Raw genomic sequence first — 19,503 nt, 5'->3', positions numbered from 1 at the left:
CGCTGATCGGTGGAGTCGGCTTCAGGTGTTACGGAAGGCGGCGAGCGACCGGCCTGGCGGCCAGGTCGAAAGCCCGGCCGTGTTCGGCACGTCCGAGGAGTTCGGTGAGCACGGTCCCGTCGTCCGGGGCCGGTATGCGCTGTCTGTACAGCCTGGCCACGAGGCGACGTTTCGCACGACGCGCCCACGCGTCCTTCCCGTCGGATGCGAGCGTCACCGCGCCCGCGGCGACGAGCAGCGCGTAGCGCTCGGTCAGGCGCAGAGCGGAAGGGGTGGTGGCGACTCCTGTCGCGGCAGGTCCCAGGGCCCGGGCGCCGTGAGAAAGCTCACCGAGCGCATGTGCGAGAGCTCGATCGATGTCGTCGACCGGATCGAGTCGTGCCCGCAAGCCGAGCAGCATCGGATCCGCCGATCGCCCGACGAGGGCCAACTCGTCGAACCTCACAGGGGGTAGGACATCTGCCGTGTCGGAATCAGGCAGATCCGCACCGTCCAATCTGGTGATCCGTGCCAGTTGTGAGAGGATCGTGAGTTGACAGCTGACGCCTCCGGCGTGTCCGATCGCCAGTGCGGGGATGTCACGGAAGTGCTTGCCGAACATCGCGTACGGTCCGCGGCGCAGATAGAAGCGTGCGCCGAGGAGCACCGACAGCGATCGCATGGTGTCCTCGAGCATGCGCGGGACGAGATACTTCGTCGCTGCGCACAGCGCTCCCGCCCCGGCAGGCGAAGTATGGAGGGCACGTGCCGTTTCGCGAACCATCGCCTCGGCGACGAGCAGATCGACGAAGGCGTCGCCCAGGACGGCGCGGGCATGTGGAAGTTCCACGAGCCGTCGGCCGTAGAGACACCGTTCCCGGGCGAACTTCAGTACGAGGAACAACGCTTCGTCGACGGGTCCCAGTGCAGCGCCCGCTGCGATGCATCGGCTCACCTGGAAGGAACGCAGTGCAATCTCGACCGCCGCCCCACGCGCACCGATGCGGTCGGTATCGAGGAGCGAGACTCCGCCGAAATCGACACCCCCGAGCCGGCAGCCCCTCAAGCCCAGCGTGCGGTAGCGCGTGGTCCGGTCGATCACCGGATCGTCCAGCGGCACGAGGAAGAGCGAGTGTGCACGCGGCCCCTCGACCCGATCGGTCCGAGCGAACACCACAGCGCTGTGTGCGCGCTCGATGTTGTTGATCAACTGCTTTCCACCTCGTAGGCGGAGGATGTCCTCGTCCTGGACGGCGGCGCATTCGTTGGACGTGAAGTCGTTGCCGTGATCGAGTTCGTGATATGCGACCGAAATCTTGTTCCCGGCGAGTACCGAATCAGCGATTTCTCTCTTCTGCCGCCCATCTCCGGCTGCGTAGACGTTGAGCGCCGCCATGAAGGTGGTGATTCCGTAGCCCAGTCCGAGAGCTGCGTCGCGCGCGAACACCGGCCGGAGCGTGTCGACGAGGGCCGGGACCGATTCGAACCTGCCACCCAGGTCCGCCGGAACGAAGTGTGCATCGAAACCGGCTCCGAGAAGAGCATTTTCGGCATCAACGAGTATCTCGTCCCGCTCGTCCGCTTCGACGATGCGGTGGGCACCGAGCGGATTGTCGATGTCGTAGGGATCGCCGAACAGCGATTCGATGTCGCTCGTGGGGTGGGCAATCGTCATGATGCCTCCGCATCCGTCGAGTTCGTGTTCACCCCGTGCCCCGACCCGCCGGGAAGCAGTGTGATCTTGTGTCCGAAGGCCGTCGCGTCCGCGAACACCATGACCGCCTCGTCGGTGAGGTGATCCGGCCTGTCCGTCGGCATGCCGAGTGCGTCCGCCACCGCATGCAGCGCGAGTCGCAACCACAACGCGTTCTGCCACAGCGGGTTGCCGTCCCCTGCCCGGGTATCGCAACCGTGCACCCATACCGCGACCGCTGCAGCGCCGGCGATGCACGCGGCAAGGCGTTCGGCCGCATCGAACGCCTCGACCGAGGTCTCCACCGAGGCGCGTGGCTGCGAATGCACCTGTGCGGTCAATCGGTCCAGCTCGGCGGCGAGTCCGGTGACACCGGTGCGCACTTCGTCGGCGACAGGGCCACTCAGCCCGCGGCCGGCAGAGCCGTCCGTTGCCACCCGGCGCAGGAATCGCAGCACCGACAGCCCGCGTTTCGGCAACAGGGACAGACGTTCCGGACGGAACTCGGGTAGCTCGGCGTTCGGATCGGCCGCGACCCGGAGGGCGTCGTCCTCGCCGGCACCGGCCTCACCTCTCCGCCCCAGCAGAACGGGGAACTGACTCACGAGAGTCGTGAGGTTGACGATGGTGTTGCCGTCGAACAACGAGACGATGCGGTGGTCACGTTCGATCTTCGAGAACGTCCCGTGGTCGGTGGAACCGACGACGAGCGATCGCGCCCCCACCAGACGGCGGACGGAAACCATCGAATTTTCGACGAGCGTCGGCACGAGGTACTTCGCGGCCGCGGCGATCGCGGAGTGCTCCTGCGGCAGCGCGTGGACACTGCGCGCAGCGAAGGTGGTGAAGGCCTCGGCCAGCACGTGGGCTGCCACTGCATCGGCGACGACCGCGCGGGCTGCGGGCAGCTCGAGGAGCGCACGTCCGTAGAGTTCCCTGCCCAGTACGAAACCACCCGCGATCGCCAGCGCATGGTCGGACGCCCCGAGTGAAAGATAGCAGCACATGGTGCGGGTGAGCTGCATGGCCGAGAGCACGATCTCGAGGCCGCGCCCCACACCGCCGACGATCGCGTCGGCGGGGACGGATGCCTGGTCGAAGCGGATCCCGCTGATGTCCGCGCCACGAATACCGTGAGTGAGTTCCTTCGGGAGGGTCTGCCAGCTGTCCGGGGTCAGCTCCGCCTTCTCGACCAGCACCAGGCTGTACGCTCTCGGCCCGGCATCGGACGACGTGCGTGCCAGGACGCAGAGTGCGGCGCCTCGCGTCGCATTGTTGATCAGCCATTTCTCCCCGGTGAGCCGGAAGCGGGTGACGGCGTCGACGTCCGTCGCTTCCGCGACGACCTCTCCGGCGAGGAGATCGCTGCCGTGGCCTCGCTCGGTCAGCGCCCAGGAGACCGCACCGCCCGCGCCCACGATCTCGGCCAGACGGGCCCGTTGGGCGGGAGAACCGGCGATCCACACACAGACCGCGCCGAGATAGGTCTTGCCGTGTGCCACCGCGAGGGTCACGTCGAACGACGCGACTTCGCGCATCAACCTGCCGGTGCGCTCGTAGTCGACGAGCTCACCGCCGTCGGCGACCGGAATGTAGTGGCGCTGCAGGCCGATCGCGTCGAACGCTGCGATGGTCCGCTCGGGGAAGGCATCCCGCGCGTCGAGAGTCTCGCATGCTGCCGGAGACAGTCCGTCGAGCACGGCGCGCAGCGCGACCTCGACGGGAACATCGTTCGACGACCGTGGACTCATGCGTTCACGCGCCCGAGTACCGATCCGATCGCGATCTCGTCGAATGCTCCGTCGAGGAATCGCGTCCGCATCTCTGCGCGGCGGATCTTGCCGCTCGTGGTGCGCGACACAGTTTTCCGTGGCGTCAGGATTATCGCGGCCACGGCGGCTCCGTGGTCGAGTCGAATCCGCTCGCGTATGCAGGACCGGACGTCGGCCCAGTTCGCGTCGCCGCCACCGTCTGCGACTTCCTGCACGACGACGATGCGACCGTCGTTCTCCCCCGTGCCGAACGCGGCTGCCAGTCCCCCGGCCAGGGCCGGGTGCGCTTCCCGCGACGAATGCTCGATGTCCTGGGGGTAGAGGTTGCGCCCGTTGACGATGATGACGTCCTTCGCGCGGCCCGTGACGTACAGCCGTCCGTCCACGAAGGCACCGAGATCACCTGTGCAGAGATAACCTCCCAGACCGTCCACGGTCCGCTCGAAGGTCTCGGCGGTGGCGGCAGCGTTGTTCCAGTATCCGGCAGCGACGCTTGCTCCTCTCACACGGATCTCCCCGATCCGGCCGTCGACCATTCGCGCCTCGGTCCGTGGATCGACGATCGCGACGTCGAGACCCTCCGCGCGGCCACAGCTCACGAGGCTTCTGAGACCATCTGCGACCGCTGGTACCACGCGGTTCTCCGCCAACGCATCCTCGTCCACCTCGAGGACATGGAACGGCTCCGGGTCGTCGGAGGTCACCATGAGCGTGCTCTCCGCCAACCCGTAACAGGGACACAGTGCTTCGACCGCGAGCCCGGCACCGGCGAAACGGTCCGCGAACGCGCGAAGCGTCTGGGCTCGGATCGGTTCCGACCCGTTGAGGACCGTCCGGATCTTGCTCAGATCGAGGTCGCGGATCTGCTCCTCGGTCACCCGCCGCACACACATGTCGAAAGCGAAATTCGGTGCGACCGTGCCGGCCGCACGGAAATCGCTGAGCATCTTCAACCACAGATGGGGACGCTTCAGGAAGGTCGCGGGTGACATGTGCACGCCGCGGTGACCGCCGAACAGCGGGTACAGGATCTGCCCGATCAGACCCATGTCGTGGAAGTGAGGCAGCCAGCCGGCCACCGTCGAGCTGTCGGGCAGACGGCTGGCCCGGTCGATCACGGCAAGGTTGTGGGCCAGGTTGCGACGGGTGACCATCACACCTTTGGGGTCGCTCGTGGAACCGGAGGTGTACTGGAGGAAGGCGATGGCGTCCGGGGAATGGAAGGGCTGGGCATGGGACGGGGATCCCAACGTTTCGTCGGGCACGGCGGTCTCGATCACTCCCACCGACGGGCAGTTGTCGGACATCGACTCGCCGAGCCATCCTTCGACCACAGGAGCGAGATCCGTAGTGGTGATGATCTCGGAGACTCCAGCGTCCGTCACGATGCGGGCGAGCCGGCTCATCCCCTTCTCGTCAGTAGGGAGCGGTGCCGGAACCGCGATCATTCCCGCGTAGAGACATCCGAGGAAGGCGTTGAGGAAGCCGAGCCCGGGGGCCGTCAGGATCAGCACACGATCGCGCGGGTCGTGTCGGGCGAGCAGGTCCGATCCGGTCGCCGACGCCGTGCGATGCAGTTGCGACCAGGTCCGCGTCTGTTCCTCGATCACATGTCCGCGATCGTCGACGTACTCCACGGCGATCGCGTCGGGACGCGTGGTCGCGAAGTACTCCAGCCGCGCGACGAGATCCGGTGTCGTCGGTGCGGCCGCGTGAGTGTCGGGCATATCTCTCCCACCAATCCGGTCATCGATCGAGACGGGGCGCAGCGCTGGCGAAGACCCTGTTCGCGCAACCCCTACGGAACCGAAACTGTACTTCTCGCAGCTTTTTTCGAACTTCGCTGCCGCTAAAGAACCGCCATATGACGGGGCGCACAGTCGGTGCGGCGAATGCACGGGTCACCGTTGCCGTAATGCAGCGTTCTGTCCATGTCGCCGTAACCGACTGCATGTAGCCTCGACGACTCCTGCCCTCGGTGATCGCACCGCGCAGGCGGCCGGATCCGGCGGCCCGACAATCACGGGCAGGTACCTCGGAACAGAAAGGGCACGACATATGACGGCCGGTTCCCTCATGACCACCCGACGGGGGCGCGTACTCAAATGGGTCGGGATAACACTCGCAGTAGTCTTCGTTCCGCTCGCGGTCTACGCGGCATGGGCGTCCACCAAGGAATACACGCTCGTCGCACGCACCGAGATCGACGGTACGGCCGACGAGGTGTGGGCCGTGCTCACCGACCGTGAGTCGTATCCGTCGTGGAATCCGTTCATCGTGTCCTCGGTGGGCGAGCTCGCAGTCGACGGCACGATCACCAACGTCCTCGTCGGAGCCGGCGGCGGAGAATCCACCTTCACGCCGAAGCTCCTCACCGTCGATCCAGGCGAAGAGCTGCGATGGAAGGGAACCGTGGGCGTTCCGGGAATCTTCGACGGCGAGCACTACTTCAGGATCGAGGACACCGGCAACGGCCGCGTCGTGCTCGAGCACGGTGAGATCTTCTCGGGGATCGCGGTACCGCCGATGATGGGTTACCTGCGCGACGACACCTATCCTCAGTTCGTTCTCATGAACGAGGCTCTGGCCGAGCAGGTTTCACTACGGCGCTAGAAGTCGGCGGCACACAGGTGCGGCCCGGACGGAATGTCCGGGCCGCAACCGTTCGTTCCTCTTCTCAACCTCGGAATTCGAGGACCGCAGATGTGCACGTGAAGCCTGCACCGCCCCCGACGAGCAGGATCCGGTCCCCCGGCTCGAGACCGCCCTCGGCGCACATGCGCTCGAGGCCCACGAATTGGTCTCCGGCCCCCAGATGCCCCATCTGCCTGGCGAACCGCCAGTTCGTACGATTGATGTCGACAGGTATGAGAGCCTGAAGTTGCCAGTCCAGCTTGGTTTTCCCCACCGCAGGGACGATCACCCGAGTCATATCGCCGATCTCCGATTCGGCGTCCGCCAGGGCCCGGCCGACGGAAGTCGTCACCGCGTCGACGAGTCTGCCTGCCGCCGCACGCATCCCACCCGTCGAGATGAAGTAGTCGAAGCGCGCACCGATGTCGATCGTCGTCGTGCTCGGACACGTCGCGAACTGCGGTCCGCGCACCACCTTCTCGAGATCGTTGGCTGCTTCCGTGTGCGTCGAGACGAGTTCGAACTTCCCACCGGTCGACGACAGCACCACAGCACCTGCACCGTCCCCGTAGACGACACCGGATTCGGTTCGCCACCGGTCGACGGGGCCACCATCGAAGCGGTCGGCCGTCGTGAGCAGGATGTGGCCGTTCACAGAGGGCAACAGAGCGGCGGCGAGTTCGAGCCCACTCAGTCCGACATTGCACTGCTGTTGCAGGTCGAAGGCACGTGCACCCGGACGGGCGGCGTGCGCTGCCACGTAGGAGGCCGCGGGCCACATGTCGACACCCTGGAACCAGATACCGCTGTGGAAGACGATGTCGATGTCGTTCGAATCGATCCCGGCATCGGTGACAGCCTTCCCGGCGGCCTCGACTGCCATCTGCGGCGGGACCAGCTCGCGCTCGATGCTCGCACCCTCGAAACCGTCGGCCTCACGCGATTCCTCGCTGTAGAGCCCCTGGTCGACCGCAGAGGAGGTCGTCACGGAGCTCGGCACGTACGCTCCGACACCGGCGACGAACGTGTTGTTCCATTTCATGGGGCTTCTCCTGAAGTCGAACGGGTGGATTCCGATAGCGGTCGGGAGGGCACTGCTCGGGCAGCATCGGCATCCCAGGTCACCGGAAGAGACGACACGCCGTTGACGAGCAGCCCTTCCGGTCGGGGCACGTCGGCCGCGGGGATCGCGAGCGCCAGTCCGGGAAGACGACGCAGGATCTCGTTGAAGGACACCCGAAGCTCGGCGCGGGCAAGCGCCGCGCCGATGCAGAAGTGCGGACCGTGGCTGAAGGACAGATGCGGGACGTCCTTTCTTTCCAGATCGAGGTGTTCCGCTCCGGGATATCGATTCTCATCGCGGTTCGCTGCGATGAGGCTCGGCAGAACAGCACTTCCCGCAGGGATCCTCACGCCCGAGAGTTCCACATCCTCCGCCGCGATCCGGAGCAACCCTTCCGTTCCCGGACCGAACAAGCGGAGGAGTTCCTCGACCGCGGTGTCGACGATTTCGGGTCGGGAACGGAGCAGTTCCGCAGCGGCAGGATCCAACATGAGCGCGAACACACCGTTGGCGATCATGTTGACGGTGGTCTCGTGTCCGGCGACCAGGAGACTGACCCCGAGGAAGGTCAGTTCAAGTTCCGAGATCGCACCTTTCGCGTCGTTCTGCACGACCAGGTCGCTGAGGATGTCGTCCTGCGGGTTTGCACGCTTGCTCGCGATGAGCTCGGTGAGGTAGACGAACAACGCCCCCTGCGCTTGTTGAACTTGCTCTGCGGTGTATTCCGCGGTTGTGGTGGCGAGGAATGCGCGCGACCATGCTCCGAACTGTTCCCGATCGCTCATCGGCACACCGAGCAGTTCGCAGATTACCTGGACGGGCAGTCGACTTGCGAACATCTCGACGAGATCCGCGGTCGGACCGGCTTCGATCATCTCGTCGAGGTACTGCTCGACGAGACCGGTGACGTGCGGCTCGAGTACGGCGACGCGGCGGGAGGTGAACGTCCCCGAAATCATCTTGCGTACCCGGTTGTGGTCGGGAGGGTCCATATTGAGGAGGGTCGGGAAGTTCTGCGGGGCCGGCCCGAGGCGAGGCGCTCCTTCGGCCAGGGTGGCGGCACGTGAGAAGCGGGGATCGGACAGAACCGTCCTCACGTCGTCGTATCGCGTGACGAGGTAGGCGCGATCACCCGACGGCATCTGCACCCGTCCGACCGCCTCATGTTCCTGGATCTCGCGGTATTCACGCGCGACACCCATCGCCGACGGGCGATCGAACGGATAGCTGTACGGACATCGCCCCGTATGCTCGCTCGTGTCGCCGGTCGATTCTGCTGCTGTCGAAGTCACTGGTTCCCTTTCCTGCATGCTGCGGCGATCGGAACTCGACGGTAGAGAGAGACAGTCTGTGGGACAACCGGATTCAGCAATACTTTAGGAATTCCCACAGCGGTTCGAAACGGTCGCTTCAGACGCGTGCCCCCCAGGAGTTTCGGGCGTATTCCTAGGCTTCTCACCGAACGTGTCGATCACACCGAAAGAGCAGCCGATGACGGAAATCTCCGAACGCCCCGAGCAGTACGACGTGGTCGTCGCCGGTGCAGGTCCGGCCGGAATGATGACAGGATTGTGCCTGGCGCTCCAAGGCGTCGCGGTTGCGGTTCTCGAGACAGCTCCCTCTGCCGCCCGCACGTTCCGTGGTGAGTCGATCTCCCCCGACTCGGTGACCGCGCTCCGGCGCCTCGGGGTACTCGATCAGCTGCCGGCCGATCGCACGATGCCGGTGTCGGGCATACGAATTGTCGATGCCGGCCAGGAGGTACTCACCGTCCGCTTCTCCGAACTCGCAGACGCTGAGGAGAGCCCTCTGGAGATCCCGCAGGATTCGCTACTCGACGCCATCGACGCTGCCGCTGCACGGTTTCCGTCATTTCGGCTGATTCGAGGCGCATCGGTTCAGGAGCTGATTCGTCGCGGACCACGCATCGTGGGGGTGCGCTACCGGATCGGAGAGGACGAGAACACGATCACCGCACGGGTGGTGGTCGCCGCGGACGGACGGTACGGCAAGCTGGGTGCTGCGGCCGGCCTCGTATCCCGTAAGCAGCCGATGCGCCGGGATTTCTTGTGGTTCAAGGTGGACCCACCTGCGGGATGGGATCTGACCCGCTACCAGGTCCACCTCGCCGACGACGCCCACGTGATGTGCATACCGACAGTTCCGGGGATCCTCCGGCTCGGCGTGAACATCCCTCCCGGAGGCCTGAGCAGGATCCGCAAGGCCGGTCTGCCGTCCTTGTACAGCAGCGTCGCCCGGATAGTCCCGGACCTCGGCGAGGCAACAGAACACTCCGTCCGAACGTGGCGTGATACGTCGATGCTCGAGATCTTCAGCAGCCGATGCCCCCGATGGAGCATCCCCGGCCTGGTCCTCGTCGGCGACGCGGCGCACACCCTCACACCGGTCCTGGCCCAGGGGGTCAATCACGCGATTCTCGATGCGGTCGTTCTGGGGGATCAGCTCGGGCCGGCACTCCGCGCCGAGGAGTCCGACATCTTCGTCGACGAGCGGTGCAGAATCTTCCAGGAACTGCGCGAACCCCACGTGGATCAGGCACGAGCACTGCAGTTCCGGCAGGAGAGTGCGTTCGCGCAGTCCGGCGCATTACCCACACTTGCCCGGCGTTCGCTGTACCGCACGATCGACCGGCTACCCGTCACGAAGAATGCCATCTGGGGTCGCTTGTACTACAGCCTGGCCGGCGGCCGAAATCCCGCCGCAGAGGCCTTGGACCGCCTGGTCGCGCGGATACCGCAAACGGTGTGACGCCGCACCGCCGAACGGCGTTCGCGGCATACGAATCGGCGGCACCACAAGAATCAGGGGAACCAATCGAGCATCCGTCCCCGCGACCAGCAGCGGCCGACTGCATCCACGTGCTGCTCGGATCCGCGGTACACGGCCACGCCCACGATGCTGTGGCCGGAGGCCGGACGGTCACCGAGCGTCGGGACCGACGGTGCGGCGCCGACCCCCTCGGCCGACACCCACGCGACCGTCCGTCCCGCGGCCGCCTCGCGAAGACTGTCGACGAACGACGGGCGCCGCGGAATTGCCAGGCGCGACAACGCCCAGGTCGTCGTCACGACGGGCAGAGCACCCTCGGGTACCGCCGCGATCCCCTCGGGCAGCAGTTCCACGACGTCGCCGCAGAACCGGACGGGCGGATCCTCGGCGAGCAGGGCGTCCTCGACGTCGGGCCGGCGCCGCGTCACGGCGACGCGCGCGACCACCGGAGGCATCGCCCGGTCGGGAACCGTCCCGCCGTGGACGATCGAACAGCTCTCCTGCACAGGAGAATCCGGGTCACCCAGGAACACCCCGTCGCTGTAGGTAATGCCCACGCGGTCGACGCACAGGTTCAGCGCCGCGGGGCGCCCCACGTCGATCAGGCCGATCGCGGTCGCCCCCGCGCGGTGGGCCGCTTCGGCGATCGCCGGGTGGAGCACTGCGTAGCGTCCCGCCTCGTCGACGGCGGCCCTCCTCGGAGGATCTGCCATGTCAGCTCACTCCTCGTCGTCGGCATCGGCGCGCGGACGACCGGGCCCGCGTATGCGCCCCACCTCGCGCGGCATCCGGCCGGCCTCGGTGAGGGCCCGCCGGAGCAGGAACTCGATCTGGGCGTTGGTGCTGCGCAACTCGTCGGCAGCCCACCGCGCGAGCGCGTCGTGGACTGCCGGGTCGAGGCGCAGCAGCACCTTCTTACGTTCGGCCATGCCGCATGATCCCTACTGGTACAGCGATCCCGTGTTGAGGACGGGCTGAGCACTCTGGTCTCCACACAACACGACGAGGAGATTCGAGACCATCGCGGCCTTGCGTTCCTCGTCGAGCTCGACGGTGTGCTCGGCCTCGAGGCGGGCCAGGGCGGTGCCGACCATCGAGACGGCGCCTTTGACGATCTGCTCGCGGGCGGCGATGACGGCGCCGGCCTGCTGACGTCGCAGCATCGCCTGGGCGATCTCGGGTGCGTAGGCGAGCTGGTTGATGCGGGTCTCGATGACGCGGATACCGGCGGACTGCACGCGGTCGTGGACCTCGGCCGAGAGCTTGGTGGTGATCTCGTCGGCATTCTGACGCAGCGACATCACTTCCGGCGCAGCGTCGTATGGGTACGAACCGGCGATGTGGCGGACCGCGGCCTCGGTTTGCACGGCGACGAACTCCTCGAAGTCGTCGACGTCGAAGACGGCGCGCGCGGTGTCCTCGACCTGCCACACGATGACCGCCGAGATCTCGATGGGGTTGCCGTCGGCGTCGTTGACCTTGGCTCTGCCCGTCTCGTGGTTGCGGATGCGGGTGGAGATCTTGCGGCGGGTGTTGAGCGGGTTCATCCAGCGCAGACCGGGTTCGCGCAGGGTGCCGGTGTACGAGCTGCCGAGGAGTTGGAGGACACGGGCCTCGTTCGGTTCGACGAGGACGAGTCCGGCGAGCGGCACGAGGGCGAGCACCACGATGACGGCGCCGGCGACGATCAGCGGAACGGTGACATCCACTGCTCCCCAGCCGATCAGACCGGTGCCGACGGCGATTGCGACCAGAGCGGCGATCAGTACCGACCAGCCGTTGGACGAGGCACCCGGCCGCTCGACGGTCACGGGCGACTGCACGACATCCATGTTCCTACCTCCCAGGATCAAAGCGATATTAAAATGATATCACATTTCTACGGCTGCGGACAGCGTTCCCTCCGCGCACCGGCCGCGATCGCGGCATGATGAAGGACAACGACCCGAGAGGGAGGCTCGCGATGCTCGCCGACGAGGCACTCGATGCGGCCGAGGTACAGACCGCCGATGCGGCGCCGGTCGACATCGTCGTGATCGGCGCCGGGCAGGCCGGCCTGTCGACCGCCTACTTCCTCACCCGCTTCGGAGTCGCACCCGAAACAGGATTCGTCGTCCTCGACCGCTCGTTCGGCCCCGGCGGGGCATGGCAGGACCGCTGGCCATCACTGACACTGAGCACCGTCAACGGCGTCCACGACCTGCCCGGCCTCGCGTTCGCGGACGTCGTCGACACCTCCGCGGGCGAGGTTCCGGCAGCCTCTGCAGTACCGCAGTACTACGCCGCCTACGAGAAGGAGTTCGACCTTCCCGTCCACCGCCCCACCACCGTGCGGGTCGTGTGCGACCGCGGCGAGCGACTGCGGGTCGAGACCGAATTGGCCGTCTACGCGGCACGCGGCATCATCAACGCGACCGGCACCTGGGAGCGCCCCTTCGTCCCCTGGTATCCCGGCGCCGCGCGGTTCACCGGACGGCAGCTGCACACCAAGGACTACCGAACGGCCGAGGAGTTCACCGGGCAGCACGTGCTCGTCGTCGGCGGCGGCATCTCCGCGGTCCAGCTCCTCGACGAGATCTCCCGCGTCACCGAGACCACCTGGGTGACGCGACGCGAACCTGCTTGGAGCGAGGAACCTTTCACGGCCGAGCGCGGTCACGCCGCCGTCGCTCTCGTGGAGGATCGGGTACGACGCGGACTGCCACCCGGATCGGTCGTCTCCGTCACCGCGCTCCCGCTCACCCCGGCGCTTCGGGCCGCGCGCGAACGCGGCGCGCTGGAGCGGTCCCCGATGTTCTCCGAGATCACCGAGACCGGCGTCCGCTGGAGCGACGGCCGGACACTCGACGTCGATGTCATCCTGTGGTGCACCGGATTCCGGAGTTCCCTCGACCATCTCGCACCGCTGTCGTTGCGCAACGCCGGTGGCGGCATCACGATGGACGGCCGGCTCGCGACCCGCGTCGCGAAGGATCCGCGCATCCATCTCGTCGGCTACGGCCCGTCGGCGTCCACGATCGGAGCGAACCGCGCCGGTCGCGCCGCGGCCCGGGAACTGGTCGACCATCTCACCGGCGAGGTGCCGCAGCAGTGAGCGGGCGGGGCGGATCGGTGCTGCTGGTCGCGCTCGCGACCACCGCCAGTCTCGTCGCATCGGCACCGGCCCTGGTCGACGTCGCACTCCCTCCCCCACCGCCGGCGCCGGTCGCTCCTTCCCCGACACCGCTGACCGCCGACGAACTCACCGCGCGCACCCTGCCGGTCGTCGTGACGATCGACGCGAGCGCGGGATGGACGGGCATGACGGGCACCGGGATCGTGATCACCCCCGACGGCACGGTCGTCACGAACCATCATGTGGTGAGCGGAGCCACCGACATCAGCGCGGTCAGCGGCGCGAACGGCCTGATCTACGACGCCGAGGTCCTCGGCTACGACCGCGAGCGCGACCTCGCGGTCCTGCGACTCGGCACCGCGAGCGACCTTCCGGCCGCCGCGATCGCCGAGGACCTGCCGCCGGTGGGCAGCCGGGTCACGGCCTTCGGGAACTCCCAGGGCGGTGGGGTCGTCGTGGCGACACCCGGCACCATCGTCGAGTTCGACCGCAACGTGGTGGTGCGCGACGCCACGGACGGTTCGCGGCACCGCCTCACCGGGATGATCCGCACCGACGCCCCGATCCGGCCGGGTGATTCCGGCGGGCCGCTCGTCGACGAGTACGGAACGGTCGTGGGGATCAACACCGCGGGTGCGGTGCAGCGGAACATCGACACCTCGCCCGATACGACCCCCGAGGCGTACGCCGTGCCCATCACCGAGGCGATCACCGTCGTCGAGCAGGTGCGGACGGGAGTGAGCGAAGGGTCGGTGCACGTGGGCCCGACGCCCCGGCTGGGCGCGAGCGTCACCACCGCCCGCAAGGACGGGCAGGATCTCGGGGCCGAGGTGCTGTGGGTGTCCTACGACAGTCCCGCCTATCACGCCGGTCTCGACGCCGGCGACGTCGTGGTGTCGTTCGACGGGGAGCGCGTCTCGTCGACCGGAGAACTCGAGGAACGTCTGCTCCGTCACCGTCCCGGCGACGTCGTGTCGATCGAGTGGACCACCGAGAACGACGAAAGACGTTCCGCAGACATCGTTCTCGAAGTCGGACCCGCACGCTGACGGCGACGCTCACGGAAAAATCGGTTGATCGGTCACCCGGGGGTGTGGGGAACGCTGCTGCAACGGCGGGTGCCCGCGCACCTGCTCGGTCGGGTCTCGAGTCTCGACTTCTTCGTCTCGATCGTGTTCATGCCGCTGTCCATGGTCGTGGCCGGGCCGCTGGCCCTCACGGTCGGGCTCGCGCCGACCTTCGCGATCGCCGGGTTGGTGCCGGCCGTCGCCGCGGTGATCGTGATCGTCGCGGCCCGGACGCGGCGCGACGAGATCGACAATCCACTCGACGCCGTCCCGGTGGGCGACGATGGGATCGTGCCCGCGGAGTGCGGTGGCTGAGGGGCCGCTCGTGGCCGGTACCGACCCGCGCCGGACCTCGGATTCGTCGCACCCGGGATACTCGGAGCGTGAGCGCAACACTTCGTATCAACGGCCTGTCGGCCTCCCGCGGGGAACGTGTCCTGTTCGACGGACTCGATCTCACCGTCGCACCCGGCGATGTGATCGGCCTCGTGGGGGCCAACGGCGCCGGGAAATCGACGCTGCTCACGACCCTCGCAGGGATCGGTGACGCCGATGTCACCGGCTCGGTGGTCCTCAGCCCGCCCGACGCCACCATCGGCTATCTCGCCCAGGAGCCCGAACGGGTGCCGGGCGAGACGATCCTCGGTTTCCTCGCACGTCGCACGGGTGTCGCGGCGGCAGAACACGTCATGAACGCCGCTGCCGAGCGACTCGGCGACTCCGACGAGGACGAGTACACCCCGGCGCTCGAACGGTGGCTGGCGCTCGGCGGGGCCGACCTCGCCGAGCGTGCCGAAAAGGTGATCGCCGACCTCGGCCTGGAAGCGGGCCTCGACGCTCCGATGACGGCGCTCTCCGGTGGCCAGGCCGCCCGCGCCGGGCTGGCGGCACTGCTGCTGTCGCGCTACGACGTGCTCCTGCTCGACGAACCGACGAACGACCTGGATCTGGCCGGCCTCGAACGACTCGAACGCTTCGTGGACGAGACACGCACGGCATTGGTGGTCGTCAGCCACGACCGCGAATTCCTCGCGCGCACGGTGACGGGCATCGTCGAACTCGATCCCGTGCAGCAGCAGATCTCGGTCTACGAGGGCGGGTACGAGGCGTATCTCGTCGAGCGCGAGGTGGCGCGCCGACACGCGCGCGAACAGTACGAGGAGTTCGCCGACACCAAGTCGCAGCTCGAGGAACGCGCCCGGATGCAACGCAACTGGCTCGAACACGGCGTCCGCAACGCGCGCCGCAAGTCCAAGGACAACGACAAGATCGGACGCAAGCACCGCGCGGAGGCCACCGAGAAGCAGGCGGCGAAGGCGCGTCAGACGCAGCGGCGCATCGAGCGGCTCGACGTCGTCGAGGAGCCGCGCAAGGAATGGGAACTGCGCATGTGCATCGCCGCCGCCCCGCGCAGCGGCACGGTGGTCGCGACCCTCGGCGAGGCCGTCGTCCAGCGGGGCGACTTCGTCCTCGGGCCGATCACCACGCAGGTCGAGTGGGGCGACCGCATCGTCGTCACCGGCCCGAACGGCGCCGGGAAGTCTACGCTGCTCCGGTTGCTGCTCGGCACGATCGAACCGGATACCGGTCGCGCGTCGCTGGGGTCGGGTGTTCTCGTCGGCGAGATCGATCAGGCCCGCAGCCTGTTCGAGGGGGACGAACCGCTGGTCGAGGCGTTCGGGCGCAACGTGCCCGACTGGCCGGACGCCGACGTGCGGACCCTGCTGGCGAAGTTCGCCCTCAAAGGGCACCACGTCCTGCGGACGGCGTCGTCGCTGTCGCCGGGCGAACGCACCCGCGCGGGACTCGCACTGCTGCAGGCACGCGGCGTCAATCTGCTGGTGCTCGACGAACCCACCAACCACCTGGATCTGCCGGCGATCGAGCAACTCGAGCAGGCCGTCGACAGTTTCGAGGGAACCCTACTGCTGATCACGCACGATCGCCGCATGCTGGAGACCACACGGACGACACGTCGATGGATGCTCGACGACGGGAAGCTGAGCGAGGAGTTGATGTAGATGGGTGGAAGCGTGCGCGTGGACAGCTGGACGTGGTCGGTCCGGCTGTTCAAGACCCGGTCCGCCGCGGCGAGCGCGTGCCGCGCCGGGCACGTCCGCGTCGACGGTGTGACGGCCAAGCCGTCGACGCCGGTGACGATCGGAGCCGAGGTCCGCGTACGCGCGCACGGAACGGAGAAGATCGTCGAGGTCACCCAGCTCGTGAACAAGCGCGTGGGTGCACCGATCGCCGCGACCGCCTACATCGATCACAGTCCCCCGCCTCCACCGAAGGAGATCCTCGCGGCGCTCCCCCGCCGCGACCGCGGGGCGGGCCGTCCGACGAAGAAGGAACGCCGCGAACTCGACCGTCTCCGCGGTTTCGCCGACGACGACTGACAACACTACGACATATCGATCCATCCTCACCCATTGACAAAGCGTTGGGTTTTCACAACACTTTGTTCCATGAGTCCGGTACGTCGTGGGGAAGCTCTCCCCATCTACAACCGCATCCGCGTCCTGCGCGCGGAGCGTGGCATGAGCCGCGCACAACTGGCCGCGCTCATCGATGTGAACCCGCAGACCGTCGGAGCACTCGAACGCGGCGACCACTATCCGAGCCTCGATCTCGCCTTCCGCATCTGCGATGTCTTCGGACTACCGGTCGAAGCCGTCTTCTCCCGTACCGAGTTCACGCCGTTGTCGACCGAGCTGTACAAGCCCCGGAAGGAGGCCTGAGATGACCACAGAATCCCTGCTCGATCGCTACGAGGAGTACCGCACCCGCAGGTTCCTGAAGAACGAGGAGATCACCGGGGGGTGGATGCCGAACTGGCGTACCCGCCGTCGCCGCCGCATCCTCGCCGTCGCCGTCATGGTGCTGATCGCGCTGATGTTCGTCGCGTCGATCGCGTCGTACTTCACGATGGCGGCGGCGATCGCCTGGCTGCCGGTGACGCTGGTGTTCCTGCCCACTTGGACGTGTCTGCAGATCGTGTCGGGAAGGCAGTCCGATGCACCCCGTCGCGCCCTCGATGAACGCGAGATCGCCGAGCGCAACAGCGCCCGCTCGATCGGTCTGTCCGTGGCGCAGGGCCTGCTGATGATCCCGATCTTCGCGTTGCTGTGGAGCCCGGCGATCGACTCGATCGACCATCGAGCACTCGCCTATTCCGCAGGCGGATTCGCTCTCGCCTCGATACTGTTCAGCGGTTGCCTGCCCGCCGTTCTGCTCGCCTGGACCCGCCCCGACGACGATCCGGAGGACCTGCTGTGACACTGACGATCGACAATCTCTCGAAGCGCTACGGCGACACGGTCGCTCTCGACGGCGTGAGTTTCGAAGTCCGCCCCGGCGAATTGTTCGGTTTCGTCGGCAGCAACGGCGCCGGCAAGACCACCACTATGCGGATCACCCTCGGCGTCCTGGCCGCCGACTCCGGCGAGGTCCGCATCGACGGGAAGCCGGTCGACCTCGAGATGCGCCGCAACATCGGGTACATGCCCGAGGAACGCGGCCTGTATCCGAAGATGAAGGTCGGCAAGCAACTGTCCTATCTCGCTCGGCTGCACGGCCTTTCGAAGTCGGAGGCGTCGGAGGCGGTGCAACGGTGGACCGAACGGCTCGGCATCGCAGAACGTCTCGGCGACACCGTCGACGCCCTATCGCTCGGCAACCAGCAGCGCGTGCAGCTCGCCGCGGCTCTCGTGCACGACCCGAAGGTCCTCGTCCTCGACGAGCCGTTCTCCGGCCTCGACCCGGTAGCCGTCGACGTCATGAGCGACGTCCTGCTCGAGAAGGCGAAAGATGGCGTGCCGGTGGTGTTCTCGAGCCACCAGCTCGACCTCGTCCAGCGCCTGTGCGACCGCGTGGGCATCATCGGCGCAGGTCGGATGCGCGCCGTGGGCACCGTCGACGACCTGCGGTCCAAGGGCGACGCGCTCCTCGTCGTCCACGCGCCGCAGGCACCCCGAGGCTGGGCGCACGGTCTGCCGGGCGTCACGCACGCCGAGTACGAGGACGAGCGCACCGTGCTCACCGTCACCCCCGGCGCCGACGACCAGCTGATCCTCAAGGCGGCCCTGGCCACCGGCCCGGTCCACGAGTTCTCGCTCCGACGCCCATCCCTGACCGAGCTGTTCCGAGAGGTGGTTTCCGCATGAGCGCCCCGTTGAGCAACGCCCGCGCGGTCGGTCTCGTCGCGTCGCGCGAGTTCGTCACGCAGGTTCAGAAGAAGAGCTTCCTGATCAGCAACGCGATCATCCTCGTCGCGATCGTCGTCGGTATCGTCGCCACCTCGATCCTGTCCGGCGGCGACGACGACCGGCCCACCGTCGGAGTCGTGGGGGCGCCCGCGCTGCAGACGACGATCGAGTCGCTCGGCGAGACCGTCGGCACTCCGCTCGAGGTCTCCGACGTTCCCGACGCCGCCACCGCCCGTGAGCAGGTGTCCTCCGGCGATCTCGACGTCGCGCTCGTCCCCGGCGACGGCGCATCCGTCACAGCGATCACCGAATCGGAACTCGACACCGACGTCCGCGCGGTCGTCGAGGCCGCTGTCGTGCAGCAGGCCCAGGTCGCCGCGCTGACCGACCGCGGCGTCGATCCCGCCGCGGTCGCGGCCGACGTCTCGGCGGCGACCGTGACCGTCGACGCCATCGACCCGCCGGACCCCGAACAGGGACAACGCATCATCCTCTCGATCATCGCGGTGATCCTGCTGTACATGCAGATCCTGATGTTCGGCATGTACGTCGCGATGGGTGTCGTCGAGGAGAAGTCCTCGCGTGTCGTCGAACTGCTGCTGTCCACGCTGCGTCCCCTGCAACTGCTGTGGGGCAAGATCCTCGGCATCGGCGCGGTCGGGCTCCTGCAACTCACCGCCTACGGCGCGGTCGGTGTCGGCACGGCGCTCGCCACCGACACCCTCACGATCACCGGCACCGCCCTCGGCGTGCTCGCCGGCACCCTCGGCTGGTTCGTCCTCGGCTTCGCGTTCTTCGCCGTCCTCTACGCGGCGGCGGGGTCGATGGTGTCGCGGCAGGAGGACGTCAATTCCACCTCGGGTCCGCTGGTGATGCTGATTCTCGCGATGTTCTTCGCGGCGTTCTCGTCGGTCGATGACCCCGAGGCCGGATGGAGCACCACGCTGAGCTGGATCCCGCCGTTCTCCGCGATCCTCATGCCGCTGCGCATCGCGGCGGGCGTGGCCACGCCGGTGCAGATCGTCGGCACCATCGTGCTGATGGTCGCCGCGATCGCGATGCTCAGTGTGATCGCCGCGCGCATCTACCAGCGGTCGATCCTGCGCATCGGCCGGACGGTCACGTGGAAGGAAGCGCTCGGCCGATAGCCGATCCCACAACGAGGGGGAGGATATATGCGGT

Annotated in this window: 18 protein-coding genes and 1 pseudogene; 11 read left to right on the top strand and 8 right to left on the bottom strand. The window is 67.3% G+C overall.

From position 1 onward, the window contains the following. Positions 1 to 28: 28 nt before the first annotated feature. The 3 genes from ACQR3U_RS04350 to ACQR3U_RS04340 are packed head-to-tail and all read right to left on the bottom strand — an operon-like array spanning position 29 to position 5,171. Positions 29 to 1,654, bottom strand: a complete 1,626-nt coding sequence (locus ACQR3U_RS04350) for an acyl-CoA dehydrogenase (RefSeq protein WP_197483266.1) — start codon at positions 1,652 to 1,654, stop codon at positions 29 to 31. Continuing rightward, positions 1,651 to 3,423, bottom strand: coding sequence for an acyl-CoA dehydrogenase family protein (locus tag ACQR3U_RS04345; protein WP_083543555.1), 1,773 nt, complete (start codon positions 3,421 to 3,423; stop codon positions 1,651 to 1,653). Before ACQR3U_RS04345 ends, ACQR3U_RS04350 begins: the two co-directional genes overlap by 4 nt. Next, positions 3,420 to 5,171 (bottom strand): fatty acyl-AMP ligase, encoded by a 1,752-nt coding sequence (locus tag ACQR3U_RS04340; RefSeq protein ID WP_064852732.1) that lies wholly within the window; start codon positions 5,169 to 5,171, stop codon positions 3,420 to 3,422. Before ACQR3U_RS04340 ends, ACQR3U_RS04345 begins: the two co-directional genes overlap by 4 nt. Positions 5,172 to 5,520: 349 nt before the next feature. Between ACQR3U_RS04340 and ACQR3U_RS04335 the strand changes: the two genes are divergently transcribed. Further along, the gene (locus ACQR3U_RS04335) at positions 5,521 to 6,057 is read left to right on the top strand and encodes an SRPBCC domain-containing protein (protein WP_071936310.1); all 537 of its coding nucleotides are present in this window, start codon (positions 5,521 to 5,523) and stop codon (positions 6,055 to 6,057) included. Between the two features lie 64 nt (positions 6,058 to 6,121). On the opposite strand, the gene ACQR3U_RS04330 is transcribed toward ACQR3U_RS04335, so the two are convergent. Together ACQR3U_RS04330 and ACQR3U_RS04325 are read right to left on the bottom strand one after the other, a co-directional pair. Beyond that, positions 6,122 to 7,120 (bottom strand): ketoacyl-ACP synthase III family protein, encoded by a 999-nt coding sequence (locus ACQR3U_RS04330; protein ID WP_064852734.1) that lies wholly within the window; start codon positions 7,118 to 7,120, stop codon positions 6,122 to 6,124. Further along, positions 7,117 to 8,433: a cytochrome P450 gene (locus ACQR3U_RS04325; RefSeq protein ID WP_230809775.1), complete on the bottom strand. Its 1,317-nt coding sequence runs from the start codon at positions 8,431 to 8,433 to the stop codon at positions 7,117 to 7,119. The genes ACQR3U_RS04330 and ACQR3U_RS04325 overlap by 4 nt, the downstream gene beginning before the upstream one ends. A 199-nt stretch (positions 8,434 to 8,632) precedes the next feature. Here ACQR3U_RS04325 and ACQR3U_RS04320 point away from each other — a divergent pair, with 199 nt between their 5' ends. Then, positions 8,633 to 9,910, top strand: coding sequence for an FAD-dependent monooxygenase (locus ACQR3U_RS04320; RefSeq protein WP_064852735.1), 1,278 nt, complete (start codon positions 8,633 to 8,635; stop codon positions 9,908 to 9,910). 53 nt (positions 9,911 to 9,963) lie between these two features. On the opposite strand, the gene ACQR3U_RS04315 is transcribed toward ACQR3U_RS04320, so the two are convergent. Genes ACQR3U_RS04315 through ACQR3U_RS04305 form a run of 3 tightly spaced genes read right to left on the bottom strand, consistent with a single transcriptional unit; the run spans position 9,964 to position 11,763 of the window. After that, positions 9,964 to 10,644 (bottom strand): DUF2332 family protein, encoded by a 681-nt coding sequence (locus tag ACQR3U_RS04315; protein WP_064852736.1) that lies wholly within the window; start codon positions 10,642 to 10,644, stop codon positions 9,964 to 9,966. A gap of 6 nt (positions 10,645 to 10,650) precedes the next feature. Further along, a complete protein-coding gene (locus tag ACQR3U_RS04310; protein ID WP_060652022.1) occupies positions 10,651 to 10,860 on the bottom strand; it encodes a hypothetical protein in 210 nt (69 codons plus the stop codon). 12 nt (positions 10,861 to 10,872) lie between these two features. Beyond that, entirely contained in the window at positions 10,873 to 11,763 is an 891-nt protein-coding gene (locus ACQR3U_RS04305) for an SPFH domain-containing protein (protein WP_230809774.1), read from the bottom strand. Between the two features lie 131 nt (positions 11,764 to 11,894). On the opposite strand from ACQR3U_RS04305, the gene ACQR3U_RS04300 reads away from it, so the two are divergent. From ACQR3U_RS04300 to ACQR3U_RS04260, 9 genes and pseudogenes are all read left to right on the top strand, one after another. Continuing rightward, positions 11,895 to 13,025, top strand: coding sequence for an NAD(P)-binding domain-containing protein (locus tag ACQR3U_RS04300; protein ID WP_230809822.1), 1,131 nt, complete (start codon positions 11,895 to 11,897; stop codon positions 13,023 to 13,025). Beyond that, a complete protein-coding gene (locus ACQR3U_RS04295; RefSeq protein WP_230809773.1) occupies positions 13,022 to 14,095 on the top strand; it encodes a S1C family serine protease in 1,074 nt (357 codons plus the stop codon). The genes ACQR3U_RS04300 and ACQR3U_RS04295 overlap by 4 nt, the downstream gene beginning before the upstream one ends. A 42-nt stretch (positions 14,096 to 14,137) precedes the next feature. Beyond that, positions 14,138 to 14,428: pseudogene (locus tag ACQR3U_RS04290) on the top strand (MFS transporter); the annotation flags it as partial. A 68-nt stretch (positions 14,429 to 14,496) separates the two neighbouring features. Then, positions 14,497 to 16,134: an ABC-F family ATP-binding cassette domain-containing protein gene (locus ACQR3U_RS04285; RefSeq protein ID WP_230809772.1), complete on the top strand. Its 1,638-nt coding sequence runs from the start codon at positions 14,497 to 14,499 to the stop codon at positions 16,132 to 16,134. Continuing rightward, complete coding sequence (locus ACQR3U_RS04280) at positions 16,135 to 16,512, top strand: RNA-binding S4 domain-containing protein (protein ID WP_006551630.1); 378 nt, start codon at positions 16,135 to 16,137, stop codon at positions 16,510 to 16,512. A 69-nt stretch (positions 16,513 to 16,581) separates the two neighbouring features. After that, a complete protein-coding gene (locus tag ACQR3U_RS04275) occupies positions 16,582 to 16,854 on the top strand; it encodes a helix-turn-helix transcriptional regulator (protein WP_033096769.1) in 273 nt (90 codons plus the stop codon). Position 16,855: 1 nt separating this feature from the next. Next, the gene (locus ACQR3U_RS04270) at positions 16,856 to 17,392 is read left to right on the top strand and encodes a hypothetical protein (RefSeq protein ID WP_006551632.1); all 537 of its coding nucleotides are present in this window, start codon (positions 16,856 to 16,858) and stop codon (positions 17,390 to 17,392) included. Beyond that, positions 17,389 to 18,279 carry an ABC transporter ATP-binding protein gene (locus tag ACQR3U_RS04265; RefSeq protein ID WP_006551633.1) on the top strand — a complete coding sequence of 297 codons (891 nt, stop codon included), beginning with the start codon at positions 17,389 to 17,391 and terminating at the stop codon, positions 18,277 to 18,279. The genes ACQR3U_RS04270 and ACQR3U_RS04265 overlap by 4 nt, the downstream gene beginning before the upstream one ends. Continuing rightward, a complete protein-coding gene (locus ACQR3U_RS04260) occupies positions 18,276 to 19,469 on the top strand; it encodes an ABC transporter permease (RefSeq protein WP_033096772.1) in 1,194 nt (397 codons plus the stop codon). Before ACQR3U_RS04265 ends, ACQR3U_RS04260 begins: the two co-directional genes overlap by 4 nt. Positions 19,470 to 19,503: the final 34 nt, after the last annotated feature.

It is taken from the genome of Rhodococcus sp. IEGM1339, from assembly GCF_050321925.1.
Lineage (GTDB): Bacteria > Actinomycetota > Actinomycetes > Mycobacteriales > Mycobacteriaceae > Rhodococcus > Rhodococcus pyridinivorans.
Note: the sequence above shows the minus strand (reverse complement) of the source record. Positions and strands in the feature narration are given on the sequence as shown.